Annotated in this window: 22 protein-coding genes; 11 read left to right on the forward strand and 11 right to left on the reverse strand. The window is 42.8% G+C overall.

The window, feature by feature from the left end:
* The first annotated feature begins 170 nt into the window (after positions 1-170).
* The 5 genes from ahbC (at position 171) to rpe (ending at position 4,813) form a co-directional block, all read left to right on the forward strand.
* Positions 171-1,355: a 12,18-didecarboxysiroheme deacetylase gene (gene ahbC, locus BR06_RS0101965; RefSeq protein WP_031479599.1), complete on the forward strand. Its 1,185-nt coding sequence runs from the start codon at positions 171-173 to the stop codon at positions 1,353-1,355.
* 131 nt (positions 1,356-1,486) lie between these two features.
* On the forward strand, positions 1,487-2,470 hold the full coding sequence (gene hemB, locus BR06_RS0101970) for a porphobilinogen synthase (protein WP_031479601.1): 984 nt from the start codon (positions 1,487-1,489) through the stop codon (positions 2,468-2,470).
* A gap of 1 nt (position 2,471) precedes the next feature.
* Positions 2,472-3,674: a heme b synthase gene (gene ahbD / locus BR06_RS0101975; RefSeq protein ID WP_031479603.1), complete on the forward strand. Its 1,203-nt coding sequence runs from the start codon at positions 2,472-2,474 to the stop codon at positions 3,672-3,674.
* Positions 3,675-4,142, forward strand: a complete 468-nt coding sequence (ahbA, locus tag BR06_RS0101980) for a siroheme decarboxylase subunit alpha (protein WP_031479605.1) — start codon at positions 3,675-3,677, stop codon at positions 4,140-4,142.
* A complete protein-coding gene (gene rpe / locus BR06_RS0101985; RefSeq protein ID WP_031479607.1) occupies positions 4,142-4,813 on the forward strand; it encodes a ribulose-phosphate 3-epimerase in 672 nt (223 codons plus the stop codon). Before ahbA ends, rpe begins: the two co-directional genes overlap by 1 nt.
* A 159-nt stretch (positions 4,814-4,972) precedes the next feature.
* Here rpe and BR06_RS0101990 read toward each other — a convergent pair whose 3' ends face one another.
* The 4 genes from BR06_RS0101990 to BR06_RS0102005 form a co-directional block, all read right to left on the reverse strand.
* Positions 4,973-5,740, reverse strand: coding sequence for a sterol desaturase family protein (locus BR06_RS0101990; RefSeq protein ID WP_235727661.1), 768 nt, complete (start codon positions 5,738-5,740; stop codon positions 4,973-4,975).
* Positions 5,741-5,856: 116 nt separating this feature from the next.
* On the reverse strand, positions 5,857-6,837 hold the full coding sequence (locus BR06_RS19525) for a hypothetical protein (protein ID WP_051676864.1): 981 nt from the start codon (positions 6,835-6,837) through the stop codon (positions 5,857-5,859).
* A 13-nt stretch (positions 6,838-6,850) separates the two neighbouring features.
* Positions 6,851-7,807 (reverse strand): tetratricopeptide repeat protein, encoded by a 957-nt coding sequence (locus BR06_RS0102000; RefSeq protein ID WP_031479613.1) that lies wholly within the window; start codon positions 7,805-7,807, stop codon positions 6,851-6,853.
* 104 nt (positions 7,808-7,911) lie between these two features.
* Complete coding sequence (locus BR06_RS0102005; protein ID WP_031479615.1) at positions 7,912-8,514, reverse strand: DUF445 domain-containing protein; 603 nt, start codon at positions 8,512-8,514, stop codon at positions 7,912-7,914.
* 230 nt (positions 8,515-8,744) lie between these two features.
* Between BR06_RS0102005 and BR06_RS0102010 the strand changes: the two genes are divergently transcribed.
* The gene (locus BR06_RS0102010; RefSeq protein ID WP_031479617.1) at positions 8,745-9,905 is read left to right on the forward strand and encodes a sensor domain-containing diguanylate cyclase; all 1,161 of its coding nucleotides are present in this window, start codon (positions 8,745-8,747) and stop codon (positions 9,903-9,905) included.
* A gap of 5 nt (positions 9,906-9,910) precedes the next feature.
* Here BR06_RS0102010 and BR06_RS0102015 read toward each other — a convergent pair whose 3' ends face one another.
* From BR06_RS0102015 to BR06_RS0102040, 6 genes are all read right to left on the reverse strand, one after another.
* Positions 9,911-10,573, reverse strand: a complete 663-nt coding sequence (locus tag BR06_RS0102015) for an ABC-type transport auxiliary lipoprotein family protein (protein ID WP_051676915.1) — start codon at positions 10,571-10,573, stop codon at positions 9,911-9,913.
* An 11-nt stretch (positions 10,574-10,584) separates the two neighbouring features.
* Positions 10,585-11,730 carry an MlaD family protein gene (locus BR06_RS0102020; RefSeq protein ID WP_031479621.1) on the reverse strand — a complete coding sequence of 382 codons (1,146 nt, stop codon included), beginning with the start codon at positions 11,728-11,730 and terminating at the stop codon, positions 10,585-10,587.
* A complete protein-coding gene (locus BR06_RS0102025) occupies positions 11,727-12,524 on the reverse strand; it encodes an ABC transporter ATP-binding protein (RefSeq protein ID WP_031479623.1) in 798 nt (265 codons plus the stop codon). Before BR06_RS0102025 ends, BR06_RS0102020 begins: the two co-directional genes overlap by 4 nt.
* A 1-nt stretch (position 12,525) precedes the next feature.
* On the reverse strand, positions 12,526-13,641 hold the full coding sequence (locus tag BR06_RS0102030) for an ABC transporter permease (protein WP_031479625.1): 1,116 nt from the start codon (positions 13,639-13,641) through the stop codon (positions 12,526-12,528).
* A 158-nt stretch (positions 13,642-13,799) separates the two neighbouring features.
* Positions 13,800-16,838: a proline dehydrogenase family protein gene (locus BR06_RS0102035; protein ID WP_031479626.1), complete on the reverse strand. Its 3,039-nt coding sequence runs from the start codon at positions 16,836-16,838 to the stop codon at positions 13,800-13,802.
* A gap of 146 nt (positions 16,839-16,984) precedes the next feature.
* Positions 16,985-17,476, reverse strand: a complete 492-nt coding sequence (locus tag BR06_RS0102040) for an Lrp/AsnC family transcriptional regulator (RefSeq protein WP_031479628.1) — start codon at positions 17,474-17,476, stop codon at positions 16,985-16,987.
* Between the two features lie 481 nt (positions 17,477-17,957).
* Between BR06_RS0102040 and BR06_RS0102045 the strand changes: the two genes are divergently transcribed.
* From BR06_RS0102045 to BR06_RS0102065, 5 genes are all read left to right on the forward strand, one after another.
* Positions 17,958-18,401 (forward strand): C-GCAxxG-C-C family protein, encoded by a 444-nt coding sequence (locus BR06_RS0102045; protein WP_051676865.1) that lies wholly within the window; start codon positions 17,958-17,960, stop codon positions 18,399-18,401.
* Complete coding sequence (locus tag BR06_RS0102050) at positions 18,401-19,282, forward strand: DMT family transporter (RefSeq protein ID WP_031479632.1); 882 nt, start codon at positions 18,401-18,403, stop codon at positions 19,280-19,282. The genes BR06_RS0102045 and BR06_RS0102050 overlap by 1 nt, the downstream gene beginning before the upstream one ends.
* A gap of 120 nt (positions 19,283-19,402) precedes the next feature.
* Entirely contained in the window at positions 19,403-19,927 is a 525-nt protein-coding gene (yjgA, locus tag BR06_RS0102055; RefSeq protein ID WP_034602724.1) for a ribosome biogenesis factor YjgA, read from the forward strand.
* A gap of 86 nt (positions 19,928-20,013) precedes the next feature.
* Positions 20,014-20,274, forward strand: coding sequence for a hypothetical protein (locus BR06_RS0102060; protein WP_031479636.1), 261 nt, complete (start codon positions 20,014-20,016; stop codon positions 20,272-20,274).
* Positions 20,275-20,499: 225 nt separating this feature from the next.
* Positions 20,500-21,393: a DMT family transporter gene (locus BR06_RS0102065; protein WP_031479638.1), complete on the forward strand. Its 894-nt coding sequence runs from the start codon at positions 20,500-20,502 to the stop codon at positions 21,391-21,393.
* A 114-nt stretch (positions 21,394-21,507) separates the two neighbouring features.
* Here BR06_RS0102065 and BR06_RS0102070 read toward each other — a convergent pair whose 3' ends face one another.
* On the reverse strand, positions 21,508-22,356 hold the full coding sequence (locus BR06_RS0102070; protein ID WP_031479640.1) for a 1,4-dihydroxy-6-naphthoate synthase: 849 nt from the start codon (positions 22,354-22,356) through the stop codon (positions 21,508-21,510).
* Positions 22,357-22,434: the final 78 nt, after the last annotated feature.

Genomic DNA, 22,434 nt, shown 5'->3' on the forward strand with positions numbered 1-22,434 from the left:
CCGACTGCATTTGTGGTAATCCAGACCCTCATTCAGTACGATTAATCGAAAATTTCACGAGTCGACGGAGCTTTTGCTAAAATTAGCAGACCCTTCGTCCCTGAAAATATTCGCTCTAACCCAATAACCTGGCACGGAAACAAATTTCCCGGCTAGTGAGGACTATTTAAATGATTGGTATTTCAAAACTTTACTGTGGCGGTGTTGAACCTTCTGACGTTCTCCGTTACGGACGCGATTCAGCAAAGCTTCCTTCTCACCTTCTTCAGTTTTCTAAAGATAAAAAACCTGTTGTAGTCTGGAATATGACTAAACGGTGCAACCTTAAGTGTGTTCACTGTTATGCTCAGGCTGTTGACCCTTCCGGTACGGATGAAATTTCAACAGAACAGGGTAAGGCCATCATTGATGATCTTGCACAGTTCGGCTCTCCAGTTATGCTTTTTTCAGGCGGAGAGCCTTTAGTCCGCAAGGATTTGATTGAGCTAGCTCATTACGCAGTCAGCAAAGGTATGAGAGCTGTTATTTCCACAAACGGAACTCTCATCACCAAAGAAAAAGCTAAAGAACTTAAAGAAGTCGGCCTTTCCTACGTCGGGATATCCCTTGACGGCGGCGAAGAAACTCACGACAAATTCCGTGGAGTTCCCGGCTCATTCAAAAAAGCTCTTGAAGGCATTAAAAACTGTCAGGAGCAAGGCCTTAAAGTTGGCGTTCGCTTCACACTGAACAAACGCAACTGGACAGAAGTTCCAACAATCTTCCAGCTTCTTAAAGAAATGGACATTCCAAGGGCATGTTTCTACCATCTGGTATATTCAGGCCGTGGTTCTGAACTGATCAAAGAAGATCTCAGCCACGAAGAAACCCGTCAGGTTGTTGATCTCATCATGGATGAGACCAGAGCTCTTGCTGACGCGGGCACTCCTAAAGAGATTTTGACTGTTGATAACCACGCTGACGGACCATACGTTTATTTGCGTATGCTCAAAGAAGATCCAGAAAGAGCGAAAGAAGTTCTCGAACTTCTCCAGTTCAACCAAGGCAACAGCTCCGGTCACGGAATCGGCTGTATCTCTTGGGACGGACAGGTTCATGCGGATCAGTTCTGGCGCAACCATACTTTCGGAAACGTTCTTGAACGTCCTTTCTCCGAAATCTGGACCGATCCAAAAATTGAAATGCTTCACAAGCTTAAAGATAAAAAGCCTCACGTTGGCGGTAGATGTGCAGAATGTCGTTACCTTGACATCTGTGCAGGTAACTTCCGCGCAAGGGCTGAATCTTACTACGATGACATGTGGGCACAGGATCCAGCATGTTACCTCACCGATGAGGAAATCAAAAAAGACTAGGTGCTGCCAACCTGTTGTTTACAGCAGACATATTGCAGTCGCCCAGACGACGATATAATAATCCCGGCGGGCTTCTATGAGGTTCGTCGGGATTTTTTTATAACTTTTCACCGTTAATTACGGAGAAAGCCATGGTATTCGATTTTCATAGAGGACGTAGACTAAGACGCACACCAGTCATTCGCGACCTTGTTAGAGAAACAGTTCTAACTCCCGCAGACTTGATGATGCCCTACTTCGTCTCAGAATCAGACGATCCCGAGTTCAAGAAACCAATTTCATCAATGCCCGGACAATATCAACTCAGCCTCAAACAGCTCGAAAAAACTGTCGGCCTAGCAGTTGAAAATGGACTGAAAAGCCTTATTCTTTTCGGAATACCTGCGGAAAAAGATCCAGTTGGGTCGCAGGCATATGCTGATGAAGGCATTGTACAGCAAGCTGTAAAGATGATTAAGGCCAACTGGCCTGACCTTGTCGTTTGCACTGATGTCTGCCTATGTGAATTCACATCCCACGGGCATTGCGGACTTATTAAAGATGGTAAAGTTTTAAACGACCCAACCATTGAACTGCTCGCACAAGTTGCTCTCTCCCACGCAAAAGCTGGTGCCGATATCGTTGCCCCGTCAGACATGATGGACGGACGTGTTGCCGCCATTCGCGAAAAGCTGGACGAGGAAGGATTCGAAGAACTTCCTATCATGTCATACGCTGTTAAATATGCATCCGCATACTACGGACCATTCCGAGAAGCAGCAGAAAGCGCTCCTCAGTTCGGTGACCGCAAGACTTACCAGATGGACCCAGCCAACGCGCGCGAAGGACTTCGCGAAGCTGCTGCGGATGTAATTGAAGGCGCAGATATACTTATGGTTAAACCGGCAGGACCGTATCAGGATGTTATCCGTATGGTTCGTGATTCTTTTGACCTACCTGTTGCAGCCTACCAAGTCAGCGGCGAATATTCCATGATCAAAGCAGCCGGAATAAACGGCTGGATTGACGAAAAAGCAGTCATGCTAGAATCTCTCATCGGCCTCAAACGGGCCGGAGCAGATTTAATTCTGACTTACTTCACCGAAGACGTACTAAAACACATGAGTAATAAATAATATGAGCGATACTAAAAATTCACATCCAGCTGGGCATCCCGGTGGACATCCTAAGGGTCACCCTGGCGGACACCCCGGCAAAACTGGCGGTCATCCAGGCGGACACCCCGGCGTTAACCCTATTCCTCAAAAAAACGCTGACGGTTCCCCTCCTCTTCGCTTAATCGCATGGGAAGTTACCCGTTCATGTAACCTTGCTTGTAAGCATTGCCGTGCGGAAGCCCACCCAGAGCCGTATCCGGGCGAACTTTCCACCGAGGAAGCAAAAGCTCTCATTGATACTTTCCGTGAAACCGGAAATCCAATCATTATTTTCACAGGCGGCGAACCTCTCTTAAGACATGACGTATTTGAATTGGTAGCATATGCTAAGTCTAAGGACCTGCGTTGCGTAATGGCTCCTAACGGAACCCTGCTCACCCCAGAAAACTCCGTTCGCCTTAAAGAAGTAGGAATCGAGCGCTGTTCGATTTCAATTGATGCTCTAAGCGCTGAACACCATGATGAGTTTAGAGGCGAAAAAGGTGCTTTTGACGCTTCAATGCGCGGCATTCAGTTCCTTAAAGATGCAGGCATCGAGTTCCAAATAAATACAACAGTAACTCGTAATAACCTTCATATGTTCAAAGATATTTTCAAGCTTTGCAAAGACCTTGGAGCATCAGCTTGGCACATATTCCTGCTCGTTCCGACAGGCAGAGCTTCCGAGCTTGGAAATCAGGTTATCAGCGCGGAAGAATACGAAGAAGTGCTAAACTGGTTCTACGATTTCCAGAAAACAACAGACATGCAGCTTAAAGCGACATGTGCACCACACTACCACCGCATCCTGCGCCAGCGTGCAAAAGAAGACGGAATTCCGGTTAATTTTGAGAATTTCGGACTAGATGCTGTCAGCCGTGGTTGTCTTGGCGGAGTTGGATTCTGTTTCATATCACACACAGGACAAGTTCAGCCTTGCGGATATCTGGAACTTGATTGCGGAAATGTACGCGACATTCCTTTCCCGCAAATCTGGAGTAAATCTCAACAGTTTCTTAATCTCAGAAACCCTGCTGTCTATGACGGCAAATGTGGGTACTGCGAATTTGAAAAAGTTTGTGGAGGCTGCCGCGCTAGAGCTGCAACCATGGAAGATAATTACCTCGGACCAGAGCCGCTGTGTTCATACACTCCAAAGAAAAAGCCTAAAAAGGAGTCCTAAATGGACGCAGTAGATAAAAATATACTTGGAATAATCCAGTCTGGTTTCCCCATTGATCCTCGCCCCTATGCCGTAATTGGTAAAGAAGTGGGAATCAATGAAGATGAGGCTTTAAGTAGAGTTTGTAAGCTTAGAGAAGACGGAGTTATCCGCAGACTCGGAGCTAACTTCGGGTCACGCGAATTGGGCTGGAGATCAACTCTATGCGCAGCAAAAGTGCCAGAAGATAAAATCGAAGAATTTGCGGCAGAAGTAGGCAGACACAAGGGTGTAACTCACAACTATCTCCGCGAAAATGAATTCAATATATGGTTTACCTACATCGGGCCAGACTGGGACAACGTGTGCGAGACATTGCAGTCCATTACCGATAAAACCGGAATTAAAATCCTTAATCTGCCAGCAAGCACCATGTTTAAAATCAAAGTAGATTTTAAAATGGACAGCGACAGCACGGAGAAAAAATAATGGCTGAAAAAGAAACCATCATTTCACCTTCACTGCTTTCATGTGATTTCAGCAGACTTGCTGATGAGCTGAAAGCTCTTGAAGAAGCTGGACTGAAATGGGCGCACCTTGATGTAATGGACGGTAAATTTGTACCAAACATTACTTTCGGCCCTCCGGTCATTAAATCCATGCGCAAAGAGTGCAATCTTTTCTTCGACTGTCATCTTATGATCGAGCAGCCCGAAAGATATATCACAGAATTCGCAGAAGCCGGTGCAGACCTTATCTGCGTCCACGCAGAATCTACGAATCACCTTGAAAGGGTATGTGCTGCCATTGTCGAAGCAGGCTGTAAACCAGCCATTGCCCTAAACCCTGCGACACCGCTAGAATCAATCAAATACTTGATTCCGCAGTTGTACATGGTTCTGATCATGAGCGTTAACCCCGGATTCGGCGGGCAGAAATACATTCCTTTCTGTACAGATAAAGTACGCGATCTTAAAGCTATGATCACAGAAGCCGGAGCAGACACCCTTATTCAGCTGGATGGCGGTGTCACCATTGATAATTGTAGAGAGCTAGTTGAAGCGGGCGCGGATGTGCTTGTTTCAGGATCTGCTTTCTTCAAATATCCACCTTACGCAGAGCGCCACAAACTCTTCTTAGAACGCTGTGCAGGAAAATAGTTTAAGCTAATTGTACTGTCCTAAAATATGTTAACACTAAAAGAACCTATTTTAAGACTCGAGATATTCATAAAAAAAGCGTCCTCGGAGTTAAATCCGAGGACGCTTTTTTTTATTTCCAAAAACGATCTCTATTTCTAAATAAATTACACGGTAAAGCTACTTTTCAGACTTCCCCGCATTTGGCTTAATAAACGGCATAATCAACATACTCCATAAAGAAAGGAACTTCGTATCTCGGAAAATATTCAACCCGATGTTCATTTTCTGATGCCCAAGATCAGGCTGATCTTTATAAGTCGAAAAGATTCGATCCCACCAAGGGAGATTAAATCCAAAGTTACTATTCATTTCCTGTGAATCCGTGGAGTGATGCACTCGGTGCATATCCGGTGTCACAACAAACAATCGTAAAACTTCATCCAAATCTTTTGGAAGTTTAATATTTGAATGATTAAACATCGCGACACAGTTAAGCACCACTTCAAATAAAAGAACTGCAAGAGGCTGAATACCGAATAAGACAACCAACGCGAGCTTGAATACCAGCGACAAGCAGAATTCCAAAGGATGGAACCGAACACCGGTCGTGAAATCGTAAAAAGTGTCCGCATGGTGCATACGGTGCAAAAGCCACAACGGACGCCAAAGATGAAAGGCGCGGTGCTGTAGATAAATTGCCAAGTCTAGAAGGACAAAACCTATAATAACCTGTGTCCACAGCGGTAATCCTAAAAGAGGAATCAATCCCCACCCCTTCAAGGTAACCATAACGGCTAGCGCAACAGGCAGGAATGGGAAAATCAACCGCACGAGAATTGCAGAAACGACCACAACCCCCAAATTACCGAACCACCTTCGTTTTCGATCTGATGGTGCTAGGCGGCGCGGGAAAAACTTCTCACACATTATTAAAAGCAAACCCACTCCTAAAAAAAGAGTGAGCCTGATAATTTCGCTTAAAAACATTATTACATTTTCCTGACGGACATGGCATGCTCCACAGCAGTCAATTTCGAAAATTAGAAGAAAGCACTGCGGGGCTACTTATTATTGCCGCCGCCATTTCCATTGTTTCCGCCACTTTTACCACTATTACCTTTGCCGCCGCTATTGCTATTGCCTTTACCACCGCTATTACCGGGAGCATCGCCACTAGCTGAGCCTGTATTACCAGCACTTGACCCTTGCGAACCAGAGTTGCCGCGGCCACCTGAAGCTTCACTGTCATTGGATGATTTTGATCCTTTACCGCCACTCTTGGCTGTATCAGAAGCACGACTAAGGCCGATAGATTTATCGCCTTTTCCGCCTGAAACTCCGGGAGTTTTCGACACACCGTCTTTAGTATTACGGCCAGTAGCTTGAGAACTTCTAGTTGAAGTTTCTACGCCAGCAACCTCACGATTTCGGTTTTGGTTTTTATGCCCCAAACCTAACGTGCTGGGATGCACACCAAGCTCTTGAGCAATAACACCCCACCCCATTCCGCTTGCGCGCATGGAAGCAATAGTATCAACATCAACAGACGCCGCCCCGGCAAGAGTCTCGTCGGCGGTGCCTTGAGCCGTTTCAAGCCCTTCCTGCGCAGCGGCTAGGTCCGCTTCTGCGGCAGATAAAGCGTCTTCATCACCTGACGCAGCGGCTGCTTCAACAGCAGACTCAGCGGCAGCTACAGCCGATGTTGCAGCATCAACAGCTGCTTCTGCTTCAGCGATATCTTCAGCACTTTGTTCTGCCGAAACATCGGAGGCTGCAGCAGCTAATGCTTCTGCTTTAGCTGCTTGCGCCGGATTTGCAAAGGAAGGAGCTTCAACCTCTTCTGCGCCATCCTCTGTTCCTTCTTCTGCAGTTGTATCATCAGTCGTAGTCGTGTCGTCAGTCGTATCGTCAGTTGCTGTAGTTTCTTCAGTTGTTGTGTCATCTGCAGCGGGTTCCTGAGCAAAACTTGCAGAAGTAACTAACAGCGTACACAAACCAATCATAATTAACCAAACAGATATTTTTTTTGTATAATTTTTCATTGTAACACCCTATTTACTGAACAACGGTTATAAATTGAACAGAGTCATCTACCTGAAAAGATTTACCGCCACTCTTAATTGTCTCCGACAAATCAAACCAACTTAGAGGCATTCTTGTAGAAGAAAATCCGGGATGCCCGCCTAATATATAATCACGAACGGCCTTCGCCCGGGACTTTGCAAGCGTAACATCACCCTTTTTATAAGATACAATATGGATGTTTAATTTCTCGTTTGCCTCCATCATGGCGGCAATTACATGAAGAGATTTCTTGCTTGAAACATCAATAAGTGTTGATTCTGGCTTAAATTTCATGGTCTTTAAGGTAACATTTCGTTTGCCTAATATGAAATTACGATAAGTAAAATCTCCATGTAAATTCATATTAGATGCAGCACTCATGGCCAAAGAGCCATCCGGATAATACTTTAAGAACTTCTTCCAAGCTTCAATTTCTTCCGCTGAGCGGCCAAGACGACGCAAAGAATCTGCTCTATTATAGAGTGCTTCAGGGTTATATTTATCTAGTTTTAAGACAATATCATATTGAGCCAACGCTTCTCGCCACTTCTTGCTTTCAAGATAGCTATGCCCAAGATAAAGATTAGCGGAGATATGTTTGGGATCAAGCGCCAAAGCCTTTCCATAAGACTCTTGCTCATGAGAATAATCTTTTACAGCCCACAACGCGACACCTACCCAGAAATGGTAGTCTGCATTTTGGGGCTCAATCTCAGAAGCGCGTTTTAAATAAGGGATGGCTTGCGTTGGTTTTTCAAGAGCAAGATAATAACGACCAACATAGTAGGCAGAGGATGCGTCCTGAGGGTTCTCTTTTAACTGCTGCCCAAGAGCCTCAATCCCTTCATCATACTTTTCCTGCCCTAAATAATAGGGACCGGTAATCTGAGCACATGCGGTTAAAGCCAAAAGAGCTAAAGCCTGAACTAAAAACAAAAACTGTTTCACAAAAGACCTCAATGGATTTTAAAATTGAGTCCCGACCCCAATAAAAAAGCCCGCCTCTGAATCTAAATCAGAATGGCGGGCTTAGCAAATCTTTATAATAATGTTTACAAAATAAATATAACAACTTGAATAAGACCAATGATAAATCCTAGAACTCCACCAATCACTTCAATAAAGCGGAATTCTTTTTTCATGATCCCAAACAAAATACCTTCGAGTTGTTCCATTGAAAAACATTCAACTTTATCCTGAACAAGGCACTTAAAATCAAGTGAGCATTCAAGTTCAGAGGCAGTAGTTTCAATCAATTTAGGAAGCATTTCGTCAAGTTCTTTTGAAAGCATGGCCCGAACAGTTTTAAGAGTTTCTTCATTAAGAAACATTGCAACCATCGGATGGAGAGTTACTAACTTTTCCTTAAAAAATATCTCAAGATACTCAAGAACAACACCTTTGTGCTTTTCAACAAATGCAGGATCACGAATTACATTTTTGATATCAGTATGCGAGATAAGTTCGCGCTCGATCATCTTTCCAAGACTTTCAGCAAGTTCCTTTTGTCTCTTAGGGAAAATGCCTTGAATTTCAAAGGGGCCAATCTTTATAGCCTTGTATGGGTGGAATAACATTTTCACTGCAAGATAATTAGTGAGCCAACCAATTAATGCGCAGATTACCGGAGAAAGAAGAAGTTTCATAGTGATCATAGTAGTAAGATTCCCTTAGCTATTTTGTGCTGTTGCTTAACTTTAAAAGTGAATCGATATACTTGTCCAAAATCATAAAAAGAGCAAGTTTTCATAAATGAATTGTAATTTATTTTTTATTATAATAATTTTATACGGAAATAGGATGTATTAAGAAAATAAAGCTTGCTTCAGCCCCTAATAAGAGTATTTTGCAACGGCATATGTAATGAAAAATAATGGAGATGGAAGTGAGCAGTCTGCACGATCTAGAAGCTGTACAATCTGAGCTTAGCGACTTGCAAAAAAAGCACAGCAAGCTCAAACAAAGAATTTCACGCACATGCCCTGAATGCGGACAAGCTGAATTCAAGAAGCTTTTTGCAAATGCGGCATCTGCAATTGTAATTCTTGATGCTGAAGGTAAAATAATACTCACAAATTCTTTTTTCACTGAGATCACTGGTTTTTCACAAACAGAAGTGTTCGCAAAACCCATCCACAATGTCCTCCCCTCAAATGAACACCATGTCAGCGACTTTCTTAAAAATATTTCATCTGAATCAGAGTGTAGTGCAAATTTAATATTTCCTACAATTAATAAAGAATCCGACCCAATATGGCTGGACATGTCTGTTAAAACTCTATCAGAAACAGAGTCATCCCCCAAGAGTTCTATCTGTATATTTAAAGATATTACTTCTGAAAAAGAAAATGAACTTCACAGAAATGAACTCATTGAAGAACTGATGGATGTAAAGGAATTACAAGAAGAAAATTCAGCCCAGCTCAACCTGCTCCTTCATGAACTTGATGATAAGAATCTAAAGCTAAAAAAAGAAATTTCAGAAAGAAAAAAAGCAGAGCAACGGCTTAGAGAAAGTGAAGAAAGATTCAAAAACCTCAGTATAACAGATCAGCTAACAGGGCTATTCAACCGCAGACATTTACAAGATGTTGCCCACCGGGAAGTCGAGAAGTGCAAGCTGGAAAACTCTCCTTTGTGCACGCTGCTCATGGATGTAGACAATTTCAAGCATTTTAATGACACCTACGGCCATTCTGCTGGAGACGACGTTCTTTCCAACGTAGGTAAACTCATCAAAGATTCGATAAAAGGAACGGACAGAGCTTTCCGCTACGGCGGAGAAGAATTCTTAGTACTATTGCCGGAAACAGGCTGCAAAGAAGCAAAGCAAACAGCCGAGCGCATTAGAACCGCTATGGAAGCAGTCGTATATCATCTACCAAATTCAGAATCTGTCCAAAAAACCTTGAGCATAGGGATCGCGGAATACAAACAGGGTGAATCCTTAGAAGCAATGTTTAAGCGCGCAGATGACCATATGTTCCAAGCAAAGCTACAAGGCAAAAACAAAATTTCATATTCCTGTAAAACTGAAGACAGCTAGACGACCTATTCTTGGTCATTTGCAACCTTAGATACATCTTCCACAACCTTGGCTACATCCTTCTCGAGCTCCGCAAAAATCATAGAAATACCAGTGTTCATAGCTTCTACAAGAGCGGAAGCTGTCTGATCTTTTATTGGAACTTCCTCGCTGAAATTACGCGAATAGATAATAGGCATATTAGGATCTGCGTTATTAAACATAAAAAACTGCATTTTAATCACAGCCTTAGGAGATTCTCCACTAAAGTCTCCGTAAAGAGAATTAACCACCCCTTCGAGCATAAATTCTCCAGCCCCCATGCTTTCCGGACCGAGAACATTAGCAAAAAGTCCTGAATCGCCCATCCAAACTTTAAGCTCCTGTGTCAGCATGGATGCTGGCGGCACGAAGAAAGCATTGTAATAGTCAGCTTCATAAATATTGCCAGCGACTTGATACACTAAATCTTTGTCTTCGTAACGAGAGGAAACCTTCATCCGGCGAACAATCAAGTTTTTGTCAGTCACACGAGACGTAGCATTTTGCCTATCTCTGACAGCATCTAAAGTATAGTAAGTGCGGTCAAGAGACGCACGCTCAAGCTTCACGCAGCCTGCGGCAGCAACAATTAAAAGCGCCGAAACAAAGCATAGTGTGCACGCATTTTTTAAAAAATATCTTTTCACAAATAGCTCCATTATTGTGCCCGTCCTTTCCTCGGAGGTTCACCAAAAAGGACCCCGGCAGGATATTGTCTAGCTTCACTGCTAAGTTCTCGTAAATTTTCTACCAACCTTCGCACATTATCAAGAATAGCTTCAATATTGCCCTGCTGTCCGGCAACAACAACATTTACCCTTGAAAGAGTTCCTTCAAACCTTGTCGCCGCATCTTTAATCTTATCAGAAGCCTCACCTACATTATCTAAGGTCTTAGATAGGCTATTTAAAGTATCCTTACCTTGCGGACTTCTAAGATATGTTTCAAAATCCCCGGAAATATTCTTGGCACTTGTAGTAGCCTTGCGCAAATCCCTAAGCGCTACGATCATATCATTCGACCCAGAATCCATAACAAGCTTGAAACTATGCGCAGCCGATGCCACATCCGGCATTAATGAATTGACATTTGGATCAGCTAGAAGAACATTTAAACGTGCAATAAACTTTTCAGCCTCATTAAGGGTCCCGGTAAGACTTCTGCTTATTTCAGCAGCATCAGACTTCTCTAAAAACTTGTTAACAGTCTGCGCTACCTGCCGGACATCTTCGACGGCTTCTGCAATTTTTGCTTTATTTATGTCTTCCAAAGTTTCACTGATTGAAGCAACGGCTCCTTCAACCTTACTCATCATGGAAGCGGTTGATGGAACATAGTAATTCTCAGGAGTCCAAGTGATCTTAAGAGGTGGGTTCCGCTCAGGATTAACGTAATCAATTTCAAGGAAAAGTTGTCCGGTCAAACCTAAGGAAACGGGTCGAGCACGAAGGCCACGTTTCACCTCTCTTTTTAATGACTGCATCATGTCTTTTCCTTCTTTGGACTTAATGATGTCACTATTTAGCTCACCTAAAATATATACATAGCGAAGCTCGCTATCTTCGCTTGTTACATACTCATCGGTCACAAATCCTATCTCGCTGACGGAGCCGACTTTAACTCCTCGAAACTTAATAGGAGAGCCAACTTCAAGCCCGTTAACAGACTCATTTATGTATGTTTCAATCTTAACTGTAGTTTCAAAAATCTTTCCTGCACCTAAAATAACAAGGGCGATCAACATAAGAAGTGATCCCGATATTACAAAAAGTCCAAGTCTGAAAGGGTTCGTTTTGCGGCTCATATTGTCTCCGTAACAGGCGCGGCGTTACTTGTCTTATCTTGAAATTCACGATGAAAAAAGCGACGTACAAGCGGAATATCAGATTCATCCCGCAGTTTACGAGGATCACCTGTAGCGATGATTCCTTTTGTGCTTTTATCTAGCATTATAATTCTATCAGCTATGGAAAATATTGATTGAAGTTCATGCGTTACAATTACAAATGTAACTCCTAGCGAGCGAGAAAGGCTGCGTATCAATTCATCTAACTCAGCTGAAGTAATCGGATCAAGTCCGGCTGACGGTTCATCAAGAAATAAAATTTTCGGATCAAGTGCCATAGCGCGGGCAATAGCTCCCCTTTTCAGCATACCACCCGAAAGTTCGGACGGCATCTTATCGGCAGAACCTTCAAGTCCAACGAGTGCTAGCTTCATTCTAGCAACATAATCCATGGCCTCGCGAGGCATGGAAGTAAACTCCTCAAGTGGAAGTCGCACATTTTCAAGAAGCGTCATAGACCCGAAAAGCGCGCCCATCTGGTACATAACCCCGATGCGACGGATAATATCAAGTCTGGCTTTACCATGCGCAGAGCCAATGTCATCACCATCAATTATAATCTGCCCATGTGACGGAGGATAAAGGCCTATCATATGCTTAAGAACGGTACTCTTTCCACAACCGGAACCACCGAGGATAATAAATATTTCTCCACGCCTCACATCGAAAGTAAGATCTTTTGTTATAACAAGATCACCATACGCACAGGTAAGGTTTTCAACTTCTATTATGTTATCGGCAGGAGAACTCAATTTAAACTCCTGCGATGAAAAATATTACGGCAAAAAGGCCATCAAACACGGCGATAAGAATAATGCCGCTGACCACGGCACTTGTAGTCGAATCACCAACGGCACTCGCACCGGATTTAGTAACTAAACCGCGCTGACAACCGATTCCGGCAACAAGAACACTGAAAACAAAAGCCTTAACCATGCCACCTGAAAAATCTATCCACGAGACATTCTGAAATACCCTGCTGGTAAACGTTGTAAGAGGATAGCCCATCGAGAGCATTACTAATGCTCCGCCCACAAGGGACATGAAATTAAAAAACAATGTCAAAAGAGGAGTAACAAAAATTGTAGCGAGAACCCGTGGAACAACTAAAAAGCTCACAGGATTAAGGCCCATGGTGCTTAATGCGTCCAGCTCTTCATTAACCTTCATGGTGCCGATTTCCGCAGCGAAAGCTGACCCGGTTCTACCTGCAAGCAAAATGGCAGTCACCATCGGCCCAAGCTCTCTGAACATAACCAGCCCCAACATATTCGGCACAAATATTTCACCGCCAAATCGCTGGAGAGAAACTGCAGATTGGAAGGACATGATCAGTCCCATCAAAAAACCAATGAGCAAAATAATAGGTAAACCGTCCACCCCGACCTTTTCAGCAGTCAGCCAAAAGTCAGGCCAACGCAAACGATGTCGACCGCTCATAGTATCCCGCACAGCCAGAACACAATTCCCAGTAAACTCAACCTGCTCCCTGAAATCTGTACCGATCTCCTGAGCAGATTTTCCAACCGACGAGATCCAGCCAGCCAAACCGACAGGTTTATCAATAGTGTCTTTAGAAGGGGCAGCTTTTTCAACATCGAATAATTCGAGAAATTTACTAAATTCAGAGTCCAACCCATTAATGCTTAAAGTTTTACCACTTTCTCGGCATAGGGCTTCCATCATCATAAAAAGAGCCGCACCACCACCATCCATATATTCTACATTAGAACAATCGATAGAGGTCGCACCTGCAGAGACAGCAGATCGCGCCTGTTCCCACACTTCCCCCGCACCTTCAGCATCAAGCCGGCCGGAGAGCTTTAATGAGCTACCTGATTTCTCAAGTTTTACGAGTCCAAAAACCATATATCCTTCGGAGTTTTACTTTTATAATCATTAATTTCAAAAGCTAACAGGAGCACGAAAGAAAGTGAAGCTTGAATTCCGTTACTAAGAACTTTGAACAAAAAAAGGGGACCGCATCTGCAGTCCCCTTTTTTAAAGTAATTTATCTTAATTGTTATTTATGCAACCCAATCATCATCTTCGGAGATTGGTGCAAATCCGCGACGCATAGTGTTTTCACATACTAAACGCGGATCCATGAACTGGAGCAGGTAATCTGGTCCGCCAGCCTTTGAACCGACACCTGACATTTTAAACCCACCGAAGGCGTGCCTTTCAACAAGAGCGCCAACACTTGGCTTATTCAAGTACAAGTTGCCAACTCTAAACTCTTTCGTTGCGTATTCCAGATTCTTAGGACTTCTGGAGTAAACTGCTCCGGTAAGAGCAAAACGAGTGGAGTTAGCAATATCTACAGCTTCAGCGAAGTCACTGGCTTTCATTACGGCTAGAACAGGTCCGAAAACTTCTTCCTGAGCTATACGGTGTCCTTTATTAATTCCTTCTACAATCAAGAGCGGTGCGTAACATCCACCTTTCGATATGTATTCAGCCGGAGCCTCGCGTTTAACGAGCACCTTACCTTCTTCTTCAGCTATTTTACAATAATTCAGAACGTTCTTAAGGGCTGCCTTATCGACAACTGGCCCCATGTAATTTGAAGGATCTTCAGAGGGTCCAAGCTTAACGGACTCAGCTGCTTCTTTTAATCGGTGAATGAAACGGTCGTAGATGGCATCAATAACAATCACTCGCGAACAGGCTGAACATTTCTGCCCCTGAAAACCGAAGGCAGCGTAAAGTACGCCAAGTACGGCTTCATCAAGATCTGCATCATCATCAATAATGATAGCATTCTTTCCGCCCATCTCAGCGATAACTTTTTTACAGTGATCCTGTCCGGGATGTACTTTGGCAGCACGTTCCTGAATTCTGAGACCAACTTCCATTGATCCGGTGAATGCGATTACTGCGATATCAGGATGATCGACCAAATGGTCGCCCATTACAGAACCGCGTCCGGGAGCGTAGTTGAATACGCCATCGGGCAGACCGGCTGCTTTAAACATATCAACAAGTCCATGACCGATAACTGACGATATCCCGGCTGGTTTGTATACAACAGGGCAACCACAAACAATTGCGGCGGAAACCATTCCTACACTAATTGCGAGCGGGAAGTTCCACGGAGCAATAACAGCGGCAACACCCTTCGCCTGATAGAAATACTGACTGTACTCACCTGGGGAATTGCCCATGCGTTTCGGATCACCAAGACGGATCATTTCACGTGCATAGTATTCCATGAAATCGAGAGCTTCGCCAACATCAGCCTGAGCTTGATCCCACTGCTTACCGACTTCAAGAACCTGCATCGCACAAAGGTCGTTAATATTATCTCTGCAATACTGAGCGGCTTTTAGCAAATACTGAGCGCGTTCTCTCGGCTCAACATTACGCCAATCAAGGTAGGCCTCTTTTGCCGCGCTTACAGCAGTATCAACTTCTGCGATTCCTGCCTGACAAACGGTCCCGATAATTTCTGAAGGGTCAGCAGGATTGTAGGAATCAAGAGTATCGTCAGTGATTACTTCCTGACCATTTATGTATAGCGGATACTTTTTGCCAAATTCTTTACGAATTTTAGCCATGGAGATCGGGAAAGCATCGCGCTGTTCTTTGATAGTAAAATCAGACGGTGGGTAGTTTGAGAAAGGCTCAAGCTCACCATCAACGCCTTTGTAGCGTTTTCTGGTATCAGGCTTAGGTGCTGGTTTATTATCCAATTCGCGCTTCAAAGTTAGCTCCGGATTTTCAAGCAGAACATTAATATCTGCTTCGTCAGCAAAAGTCTGTTTTAGGAAAGATTCATTTGCGGTATTTTCAAGAAGACGACGTACTAGATAAGCCATTCCGGGAATAAGATCACCGTAGGGACAATAGAGACGAACGCGCTTAGCAACATTTCTAAGCCCTTTACGGACAGGTTCAGCCATACCATAAAGAACCTGAAATTCATATCTTTCATCAGGAACATTCATGGAACTTGCCATTTCCATAACTGTGGAGATGGAGCGGATATTGTGCGATGCACAAGCATAGTGACAGATATCGTGGTTCTCGAGGATCAACTTAGAAACACGTTCAAAAGCCATATCGGACTCAGGTTTGTGAGTCCAAACAGGAACATCCCAGTCATTCTGTTTTGCTATAACGGTTTCATAATCCCAGTACGCGCCCTTAACAAGGCGAATGGAAACAGGAAGATTCTCAGCGCGAGACCAATCAAGCAAGTCTTTTACGTCTTCATCAACACACTTGAGGTAAGCCTGGAAAACGATCCCTAAATGCGGGTTATCAGGATATTTTTTTCGTAAGCGCTTGTACATTTCAATGGTGGCCTCTTTATACTTTAGAGACTCCATATCAATACACATGAATCCATCCATACTCATAACTTTCTGCAGGATAGGCTCAATACTTTCCATCATACCCAGCACTGTTCCTTCAAGGTCGACAGGCTTGGACTGTGAATAAAATGCGGAAGGTTTAACGGCTACGTTTATCTTAGGAGCGTGTCCCCAATCAAGATCAGTAGAAGAATCTAGACCGCCCCATTTCTTATATTCTTTTTCGATGGCATCAAGAACTTCAATATATCCATCGCGGTAAGCTCTAGCTTCTTCCTGACTGACAGTAGCTTCACCGAGCAAATCAAGAACGAACGCAAAGCCATCTTTACGCAATTTGCGGATGCCCTTTACAGCTTCCTTGGCTTTTTGTCCGATGATGAACTGGCGAGCCATCCCTTCTATATTAGAGCGGATAGTTTTATTAAGAACTTTCGCGACAAGTCCGCCACCAAAACCGGTTTTAGTCGCACCCCATTTCAGAACATCAGGAATGTTACTATCGTCAGCGGCGAAATATTCTTCGATATGTCTTGAAAGAGACTGTGAAGTATTTAGATATGGCAAAACGTCGACGAAACGGAACATCTGAACTTTGAAGTCTTCGTTCTTCATTGCCCAGTCCATAACTTTGCCAGTCCACCAGCCCTTATTAAAAACGGATGGAGCCTCACCTGTTATGGATTTAAAAAAATCCTTGCCGCGCTCTATCACCTGAGGATCAAGAGTTGAAATTTCTACGCTCATACGTAATCTCCGTGATTTTAATGTTAGTCTATGAAAAAACTTTTTCGCAGACTGATTTAAAATCATTCCGAAATTATAAGCAGCTAAGGGACTCAAGCTTTTAAGCTAAAATCCAACTTGAGCTGCAAATTTCGGCAGGAGTTTTGTCAAGCCTGCTCAAATTCGTCATCCATATCATCATCAAGAGGAATTGCACGGGACTCTTTAATCGTATTCAAAACGATAGTAGAGTTTGTATCTCTTACAGTATCGATGCGACCTATCCGACCAAGCATAATAGCCAAACCGTCAGTATCTTCACATCTAACCTTAATGAGATAACTATCCCGCCCTGCGCAATAATGAACTTCAAGTACCCCGGGTACCTTGGCTAACTCTGCGCCTGTTCTAGTAGCCCCAACACCTTCACTTGCGTTAACGTAAATGAAAGCAGTTAGTGATCTATCAACAGATTTAGGATCTACAATTGCTTCATATCCAACAAGAATTCCTTTGCTTTCCAGCTTACGTACTCTCTCAAGCACCGCTGACGGAGCCATGCCGACTTTTCTTGCGATATCGGCATTAGAAATTCTACCATTCAGCTGAAGAATTGTCAGAATTTTCCTGTCAGTTTCGTCGATCTTTCTCTTAGTCATGTATTTATACGAATAAAATTCAATTTTACAGGTTTTGTCAATCCCAAAAACACTTTTATACCTAATAAACAAACTAAAGTTTAGGCAAATCCATATTTTCACGAATATTAATCACATTCAGAATATTTCGCAAACCGAAAAAAAACTAACGTAATTTAAAAAAATGCGTAACTAAAGCACATCCATCACATCATACCAGCTTAAAAAATATAATCCACGAAAAACACACCTCTTTTGATGTGCTATAAAACTTTTAGCAGCCAATTGAAAGCATATACAGCATAATATTCGCAGAACATAAAACAGAAACAATGATGTTCTTATAAAAATAACAAGAACATTCTCTTGACACTTACAGCGAAGATATTAATTCTTCACCAGATTGTAATATGACTTCTAAGACAAAGTACTAGCACGCTTATCTTTATTTAAATAGAAATGGCCTACTACTCACATCTCAGCATCAATATTGGAGAATATTATGAACGGGAAAAAAGCCCGCTACCATTTTGAAAACGGTTATATGTGTGCCGAAAGCGTATTGCTTGCGATATGTGAAGCTGAGCAAATAGACTCACCATGCGTTCCCGCAATCGCTACTGCTTTTTGTTCTGGAATATCGAGAACAAAAGGACTTTGCGGAGCTTTAACAGGTGGAATAATGGGGATCAGCCTCATCCATGGCAGAACAAAACCGGGTAAAAGCCATGATGTTTGCTATGATTTAACAAGATCACTTACAGATCATTTTCAAAATAAATATAAAACTGACAATTGTTTTGAACTAACCAATTGCGACTTTTCCACTCCTGAGGGTAGCAAAAAGTTTAAAACTGACGGTCTTAAAGAAAAAATTTGCCTGAATGTTGTTGAGGAAATTACCGATTACACCCTCGAATTACTGCGCCAGCAGAAAGAAAACTAATGTCACCTACTGCAATTCTCTATTTAAAATTAATCGGATCCGTCACATTCTGGGGCGGTACTTGGATAGCCGGAAGAATTTTAGCAGGCGATATGACTCCATATTCCGCCGCATTTCTGCGCTTCCTATTTGCAACAATGTTTATGTTCGTGCTCGTTTGCCGCAGCACAGGAAAGACACCCAAATGCAATAAAGAAGATATTTTGCCGCTAATGTTTCTCGGTTTAACCGGGGTATTTCTCTACAATATAATGTTTTTCAGCGGGCTAAAATTAATTACAGCCGGAAGAGCTGCGCTCATTATCGCCGCAGTACCGACAGTTATTGCCCTTGGATCAGCTATTCTATTTAAAGAAAAATTTACTTTATCAAAAGCTGCCGGATTTTTTATAGCTCTTACCGGTGTATGCACCGTTATCGGAGATGGAAATCCACTGGCTATATTCAGCCAGGGTATCAGTTTCGGAGACCTTTGCATCGTCGGTTGCGTTTTCAGCTGGACGGCTTATTCATTGGCCGGAAAACCAGTTATGAGAAAAGTTTCTCCGCTCAATGCTGTTTTTTGGTCCTGCCTTTTCGGAACACTTATGCTTATGACCCCAGCTTTTTACCATGGATTAATCTCTGAAGTTATTGCCATATCTTTAGTTGATATCGGGTGCATTTTATTCTTATCTTTTCTTGGTACAGGACTGGCTTTCAGTTGGTATTGTGAAGCTATTGGAAAGATCGGACCATCCAAAACAGGCATTTTTATCAATCTAGTTCCCATCACGGCAATTATTCTTGCCGCTATAATTTTAGATGAGAAAATAGGAATGCCCCTTGTTATCGGTGGATCTCTTACAATTTCAGGGGTATGGCTCACAAATAGAAGTTAAAAGAGCCCCGCAGCCTATCAATAACTTAGCTTGTGATTATTCACAAAAAAGTGGATGATGCTTTTTTTCAAAAACACCATTCCGCTATGGCGCAGAGCGTAGCTACAAAACAATAAAATTATGCATAACGAAGAAGATGTCTACGAAGACGAACCCGTATATTCAGGCCCTAGTCGCTCTCAAAAAAAGAGGGAAATGACTGCCTTGCAAAAAGTTGCCGAAAGACTACTGAAGCAAAGCGATGATCTTATTAAAAAATCTGGGTTTCCAGACTATTTTATTGAAGCGATTCTACACGCCAAAACCATCACTGCACATGAAGGTAAAAGACGGCAAGTTCAGTATATTGGAAAATTAATTCGTGGATTTGATCCGCAGCCTATTATCGATTTCTTAGACAATATCGAGTTCGGCAATCGCGATGATAACATGAAATTCCATAAGATTGAAAAGTGGAGAGATAAACTCATTGAGGGAGATTTCTCTATACTTGATGAGCTGATGGAACTTTATCCTCATGCTGAAAGGCAGAGACTGTCTCAGCTTGCTAGAAATGCTAAAAAAGAAATAGAAAAGAAAAAGCCACTGAAGTCTTCCAAAGCTCTTTTCAAAGCATTACGAGAAATGGTTGAATCAGCCTCTTGACGTCCCCCGATAGATTACTATCTTATGGATGTTGTGAATAAATTCACAGCGGAAATTTCTAAGCATATACTTACAGGAGACAAACGATGAGTACTTATATCTATAGCAACACAGAATTAGAAGAAAGATATTGCCCGCATTGCGAAGTAGAACTTTCCCCGTGGATTGCACCACCTGAATCAGGCTGGTCCGTTTTGATGGTATGCAATAACAACGACTGCACTTTCTACAAAGGATCTGATGCTGATATCATAAACAAACGTGATGATTCATGCCTCGGTTGCAGATACGCAGAAAATCCTGAGAACAATTATTCCTCATTCAACCTACTTGCATGGTGCAAATAGTCTGAATTTGTATTTCGCCGAAAATAACCCCGGAAGAAGTAATTCTTCCGGGGTTTTGTTGTTTTATATATCCAAAGTTTTTCAAGCAGATCGCATATAGCATTAGATTAGCAATCCATTGACAAATAAAATAACAACACCTATTCGATTTCTCTGACCAGCCACAATTCCATCAATATTTGCACCGATTTCATCCCTATAATATCACCGGAACGAAAACATAAAATGCCAATTTCTGATTCTAAATATTTTCCAGTGGTAGCACTCGTTGTAGCTGTATTCCTATGGGCCAGTTCTTTTATTGTGCTCAAAATTGCCCTTGCCGTTTATGATCCGATGGTAGTAATTTTCGGAAGGATGATGCTAGCTTCACTATGTTTTGTATTTTTTATTCCCAAATTCAGAAAGCAAAAAATTCACAAAGGTGATTTCAAATGGCTTGCCATCATGGCTTTCTGCGAGCCATGCATGTACTTTGTCTTCGAAAGTCATGCCATGATATACACTTCTGCTTCTCAAGCAGGAATGATTGTAGCAACCCTGCCCCTACTTATGGCCGTATCCGCGCGCTTCATTCTCAAAGAAAAGCTTAGCCGTAAAACCCTTATAGGCTTCATTCTCGCTGTTATCGGCGGCATATGGCTTTCCGTTTACTCAGCGGCTACAGAAGCTTCTCCAGATCCTATATTTGGGAATTTCCTCGAATTCTTAGCCATGTGCTGCGCAGTTGGATACATGACAATTCTAAAAACCATGACTGTGCGATATTCCGCACTTTTCATTACAGCGTTTCAAGCTTTTATGGGCGCTATTTTTTATCTTCCATTACTATTTATGCCCACAACGACTCTGCCTGATTTTTATCATCCAGCCGCAACCTTTTCCATCATATATCTTGGAATCGGCATAACCCTCGGAGCATACGGTTTATACAACTACGGTATGAGCCGACTACCGGCCAGCCAGACAACAGCTTATGTAAACCTGATTCCAGTCTTCACACTCATAATGGGATGGGCTATACTCGATGAAAAATTAAATTTTACCCAATTTATTGCAGCAGGACTTGTCATGTGCGGAGTTATACTTAGCCAGGATCGATCTGGAAAGAATGGGTGATATTTGCCTCCGGCGTCTTGATCCCTTTTGGAAAAGGGTTCAAGACTCCCAAAACTTTTTTACGAAAGGGGCTTATTAGAGAGTAGTTATTTTAGTGCATGGTAATTTGTATTTTTACTCTGGAATAAAAAAGGGCTGATTGGGGAGTTTTATGGAGTCCATTTTTGCCGCTTCGTTTAGTAGCCTTGTAACAGCCTTCTCCCCTTCTTCGCCTACATCCATGCTGTAATCAGTTACAAACGTTTCAATGTGTTCATTAACTACATTGTCGTCCATTTCTTGAGCATGTTCTTTGATATACGGCCATGCCTCGCTCGGATCTACCTGCGAAAGAGTTAAACTTCTGCGAATTGCGGAATTAATTAGATCGGCAACGTCCGCTCCCAGCGAACGCCTTATGGCAATAGAGCCTAACGGGATGGGCAGCCCAGAAAAATCTTCCCACCATTTACCTAGATCGGATATTTTGGATAATCCTAATCCGTGATACGTGAAACGCCCCTCGTGAATGACCACTCCCGCTTCCACTTCTCCCGATGCGATTGCTGGCATAATTTTATCAAAGACTAGTTCTACAATTTCTACCTGAATACCAGCTTCACGGCACATTAGGTTAAACAATAAATTAGCAGTAGTATTTCTTCCGGGTATTGCTACACGCTTGCCATTTAGGGCCTCAATAGTGCAAGGTTCCCGAGTCAGCAAAAGCGGACCGACTCCTCTGCCCATGGCGCCGCCTGCGCGCAGAAGAATATAGTCATTCATGATATGTGCGGCCGCATGAACTGAGACTTTGCAAATATCCATTTTTCCAGCGCGCGCTAAGGAATTGAGTTCCTCAACGTCCGCAAGTGTGATGTTTAATTTATATGGATCAAGGCTAATCGCCCCGCTTGCAAGGGCGTGAAATATAAAGGTGTCATTCGGGCATGGAGAATAGCCCATTTCTAATATTTTGCTCATAGAAATGTGTTTATATTTTTAATGACTGGAAATCCAGTATTGACATGGATCGAACCGACTTTTATTTACGGTTCAACA

Source organism: Maridesulfovibrio frigidus DSM 17176 (assembly GCF_000711735.1).
Lineage (GTDB): Bacteria > Desulfobacterota > Desulfovibrionia > Desulfovibrionales > Desulfovibrionaceae > Maridesulfovibrio > Maridesulfovibrio frigidus.

Bases quoted from the DNA above. Each gene is read 5' to 3' on its own strand.
- BR06_RS0102060 (WP_031479636.1), top strand. From the start codon at position 20,014: ATGAGTACTTATATCTATAGCAACACAGAATTAGAAGAAAGATATTGC.
- BR06_RS0102035 (WP_031479626.1), bottom strand. From the start codon at position 16,838: ATGAGCGTAGAAATTTCAACTCTTGATCCTCAGGTGATAGAGCGCGGC.
- rpe (WP_031479607.1), top strand. From the start codon at position 4,142: ATGGCTGAAAAAGAAACCATCATTTCACCTTCACTGCTTTCATGTGAT.
- BR06_RS19525 (WP_051676864.1), bottom strand. From the start codon at position 6,837: ATGAAAAATTATACAAAAAAAATATCTGTTTGGTTAATTATGATTGGT.
- BR06_RS0102020 (WP_031479621.1), bottom strand. From the start codon at position 11,730: ATGAGCCGCAAAACGAACCCTTTCAGACTTGGACTTTTTGTAATATCG.
- ahbC (WP_031479599.1), top strand. From the start codon at position 171: ATGATTGGTATTTCAAAACTTTACTGTGGCGGTGTTGAACCTTCTGAC.
- hemB (WP_031479601.1), top strand. From the start codon at position 1,487: ATGGTATTCGATTTTCATAGAGGACGTAGACTAAGACGCACACCAGTC.
- BR06_RS0102030 (WP_031479625.1), bottom strand. From the start codon at position 13,641: ATGGTTTTTGGACTCGTAAAACTTGAGAAATCAGGTAGCTCATTAAAG.
- BR06_RS0102070 (WP_031479640.1), bottom strand. From the start codon at position 22,356: ATGAGCAAAATATTAGAAATGGGCTATTCTCCATGCCCGAATGACACC.
- BR06_RS0102040 (WP_031479628.1), bottom strand. From the start codon at position 17,476: ATGACTAAGAGAAAGATCGACGAAACTGACAGGAAAATTCTGACAATT.
- BR06_RS0102005 (WP_031479615.1), bottom strand. From the start codon at position 8,514: ATGATCACTATGAAACTTCTTCTTTCTCCGGTAATCTGCGCATTAATT.
- ahbD (WP_031479603.1), top strand. From the start codon at position 2,472: ATGAGCGATACTAAAAATTCACATCCAGCTGGGCATCCCGGTGGACAT.
- BR06_RS0102050 (WP_031479632.1), top strand. From the start codon at position 18,401: ATGTCACCTACTGCAATTCTCTATTTAAAATTAATCGGATCCGTCACA.
- yjgA (WP_034602724.1), top strand. From the start codon at position 19,403: ATGCATAACGAAGAAGATGTCTACGAAGACGAACCCGTATATTCAGGC.
- BR06_RS0102045 (WP_051676865.1), top strand. From the start codon at position 17,958: ATGAACGGGAAAAAAGCCCGCTACCATTTTGAAAACGGTTATATGTGT.
- ahbA (WP_031479605.1), top strand. From the start codon at position 3,675: ATGGACGCAGTAGATAAAAATATACTTGGAATAATCCAGTCTGGTTTC.
- BR06_RS0102065 (WP_031479638.1), top strand. From the start codon at position 20,500: ATGCCAATTTCTGATTCTAAATATTTTCCAGTGGTAGCACTCGTTGTA.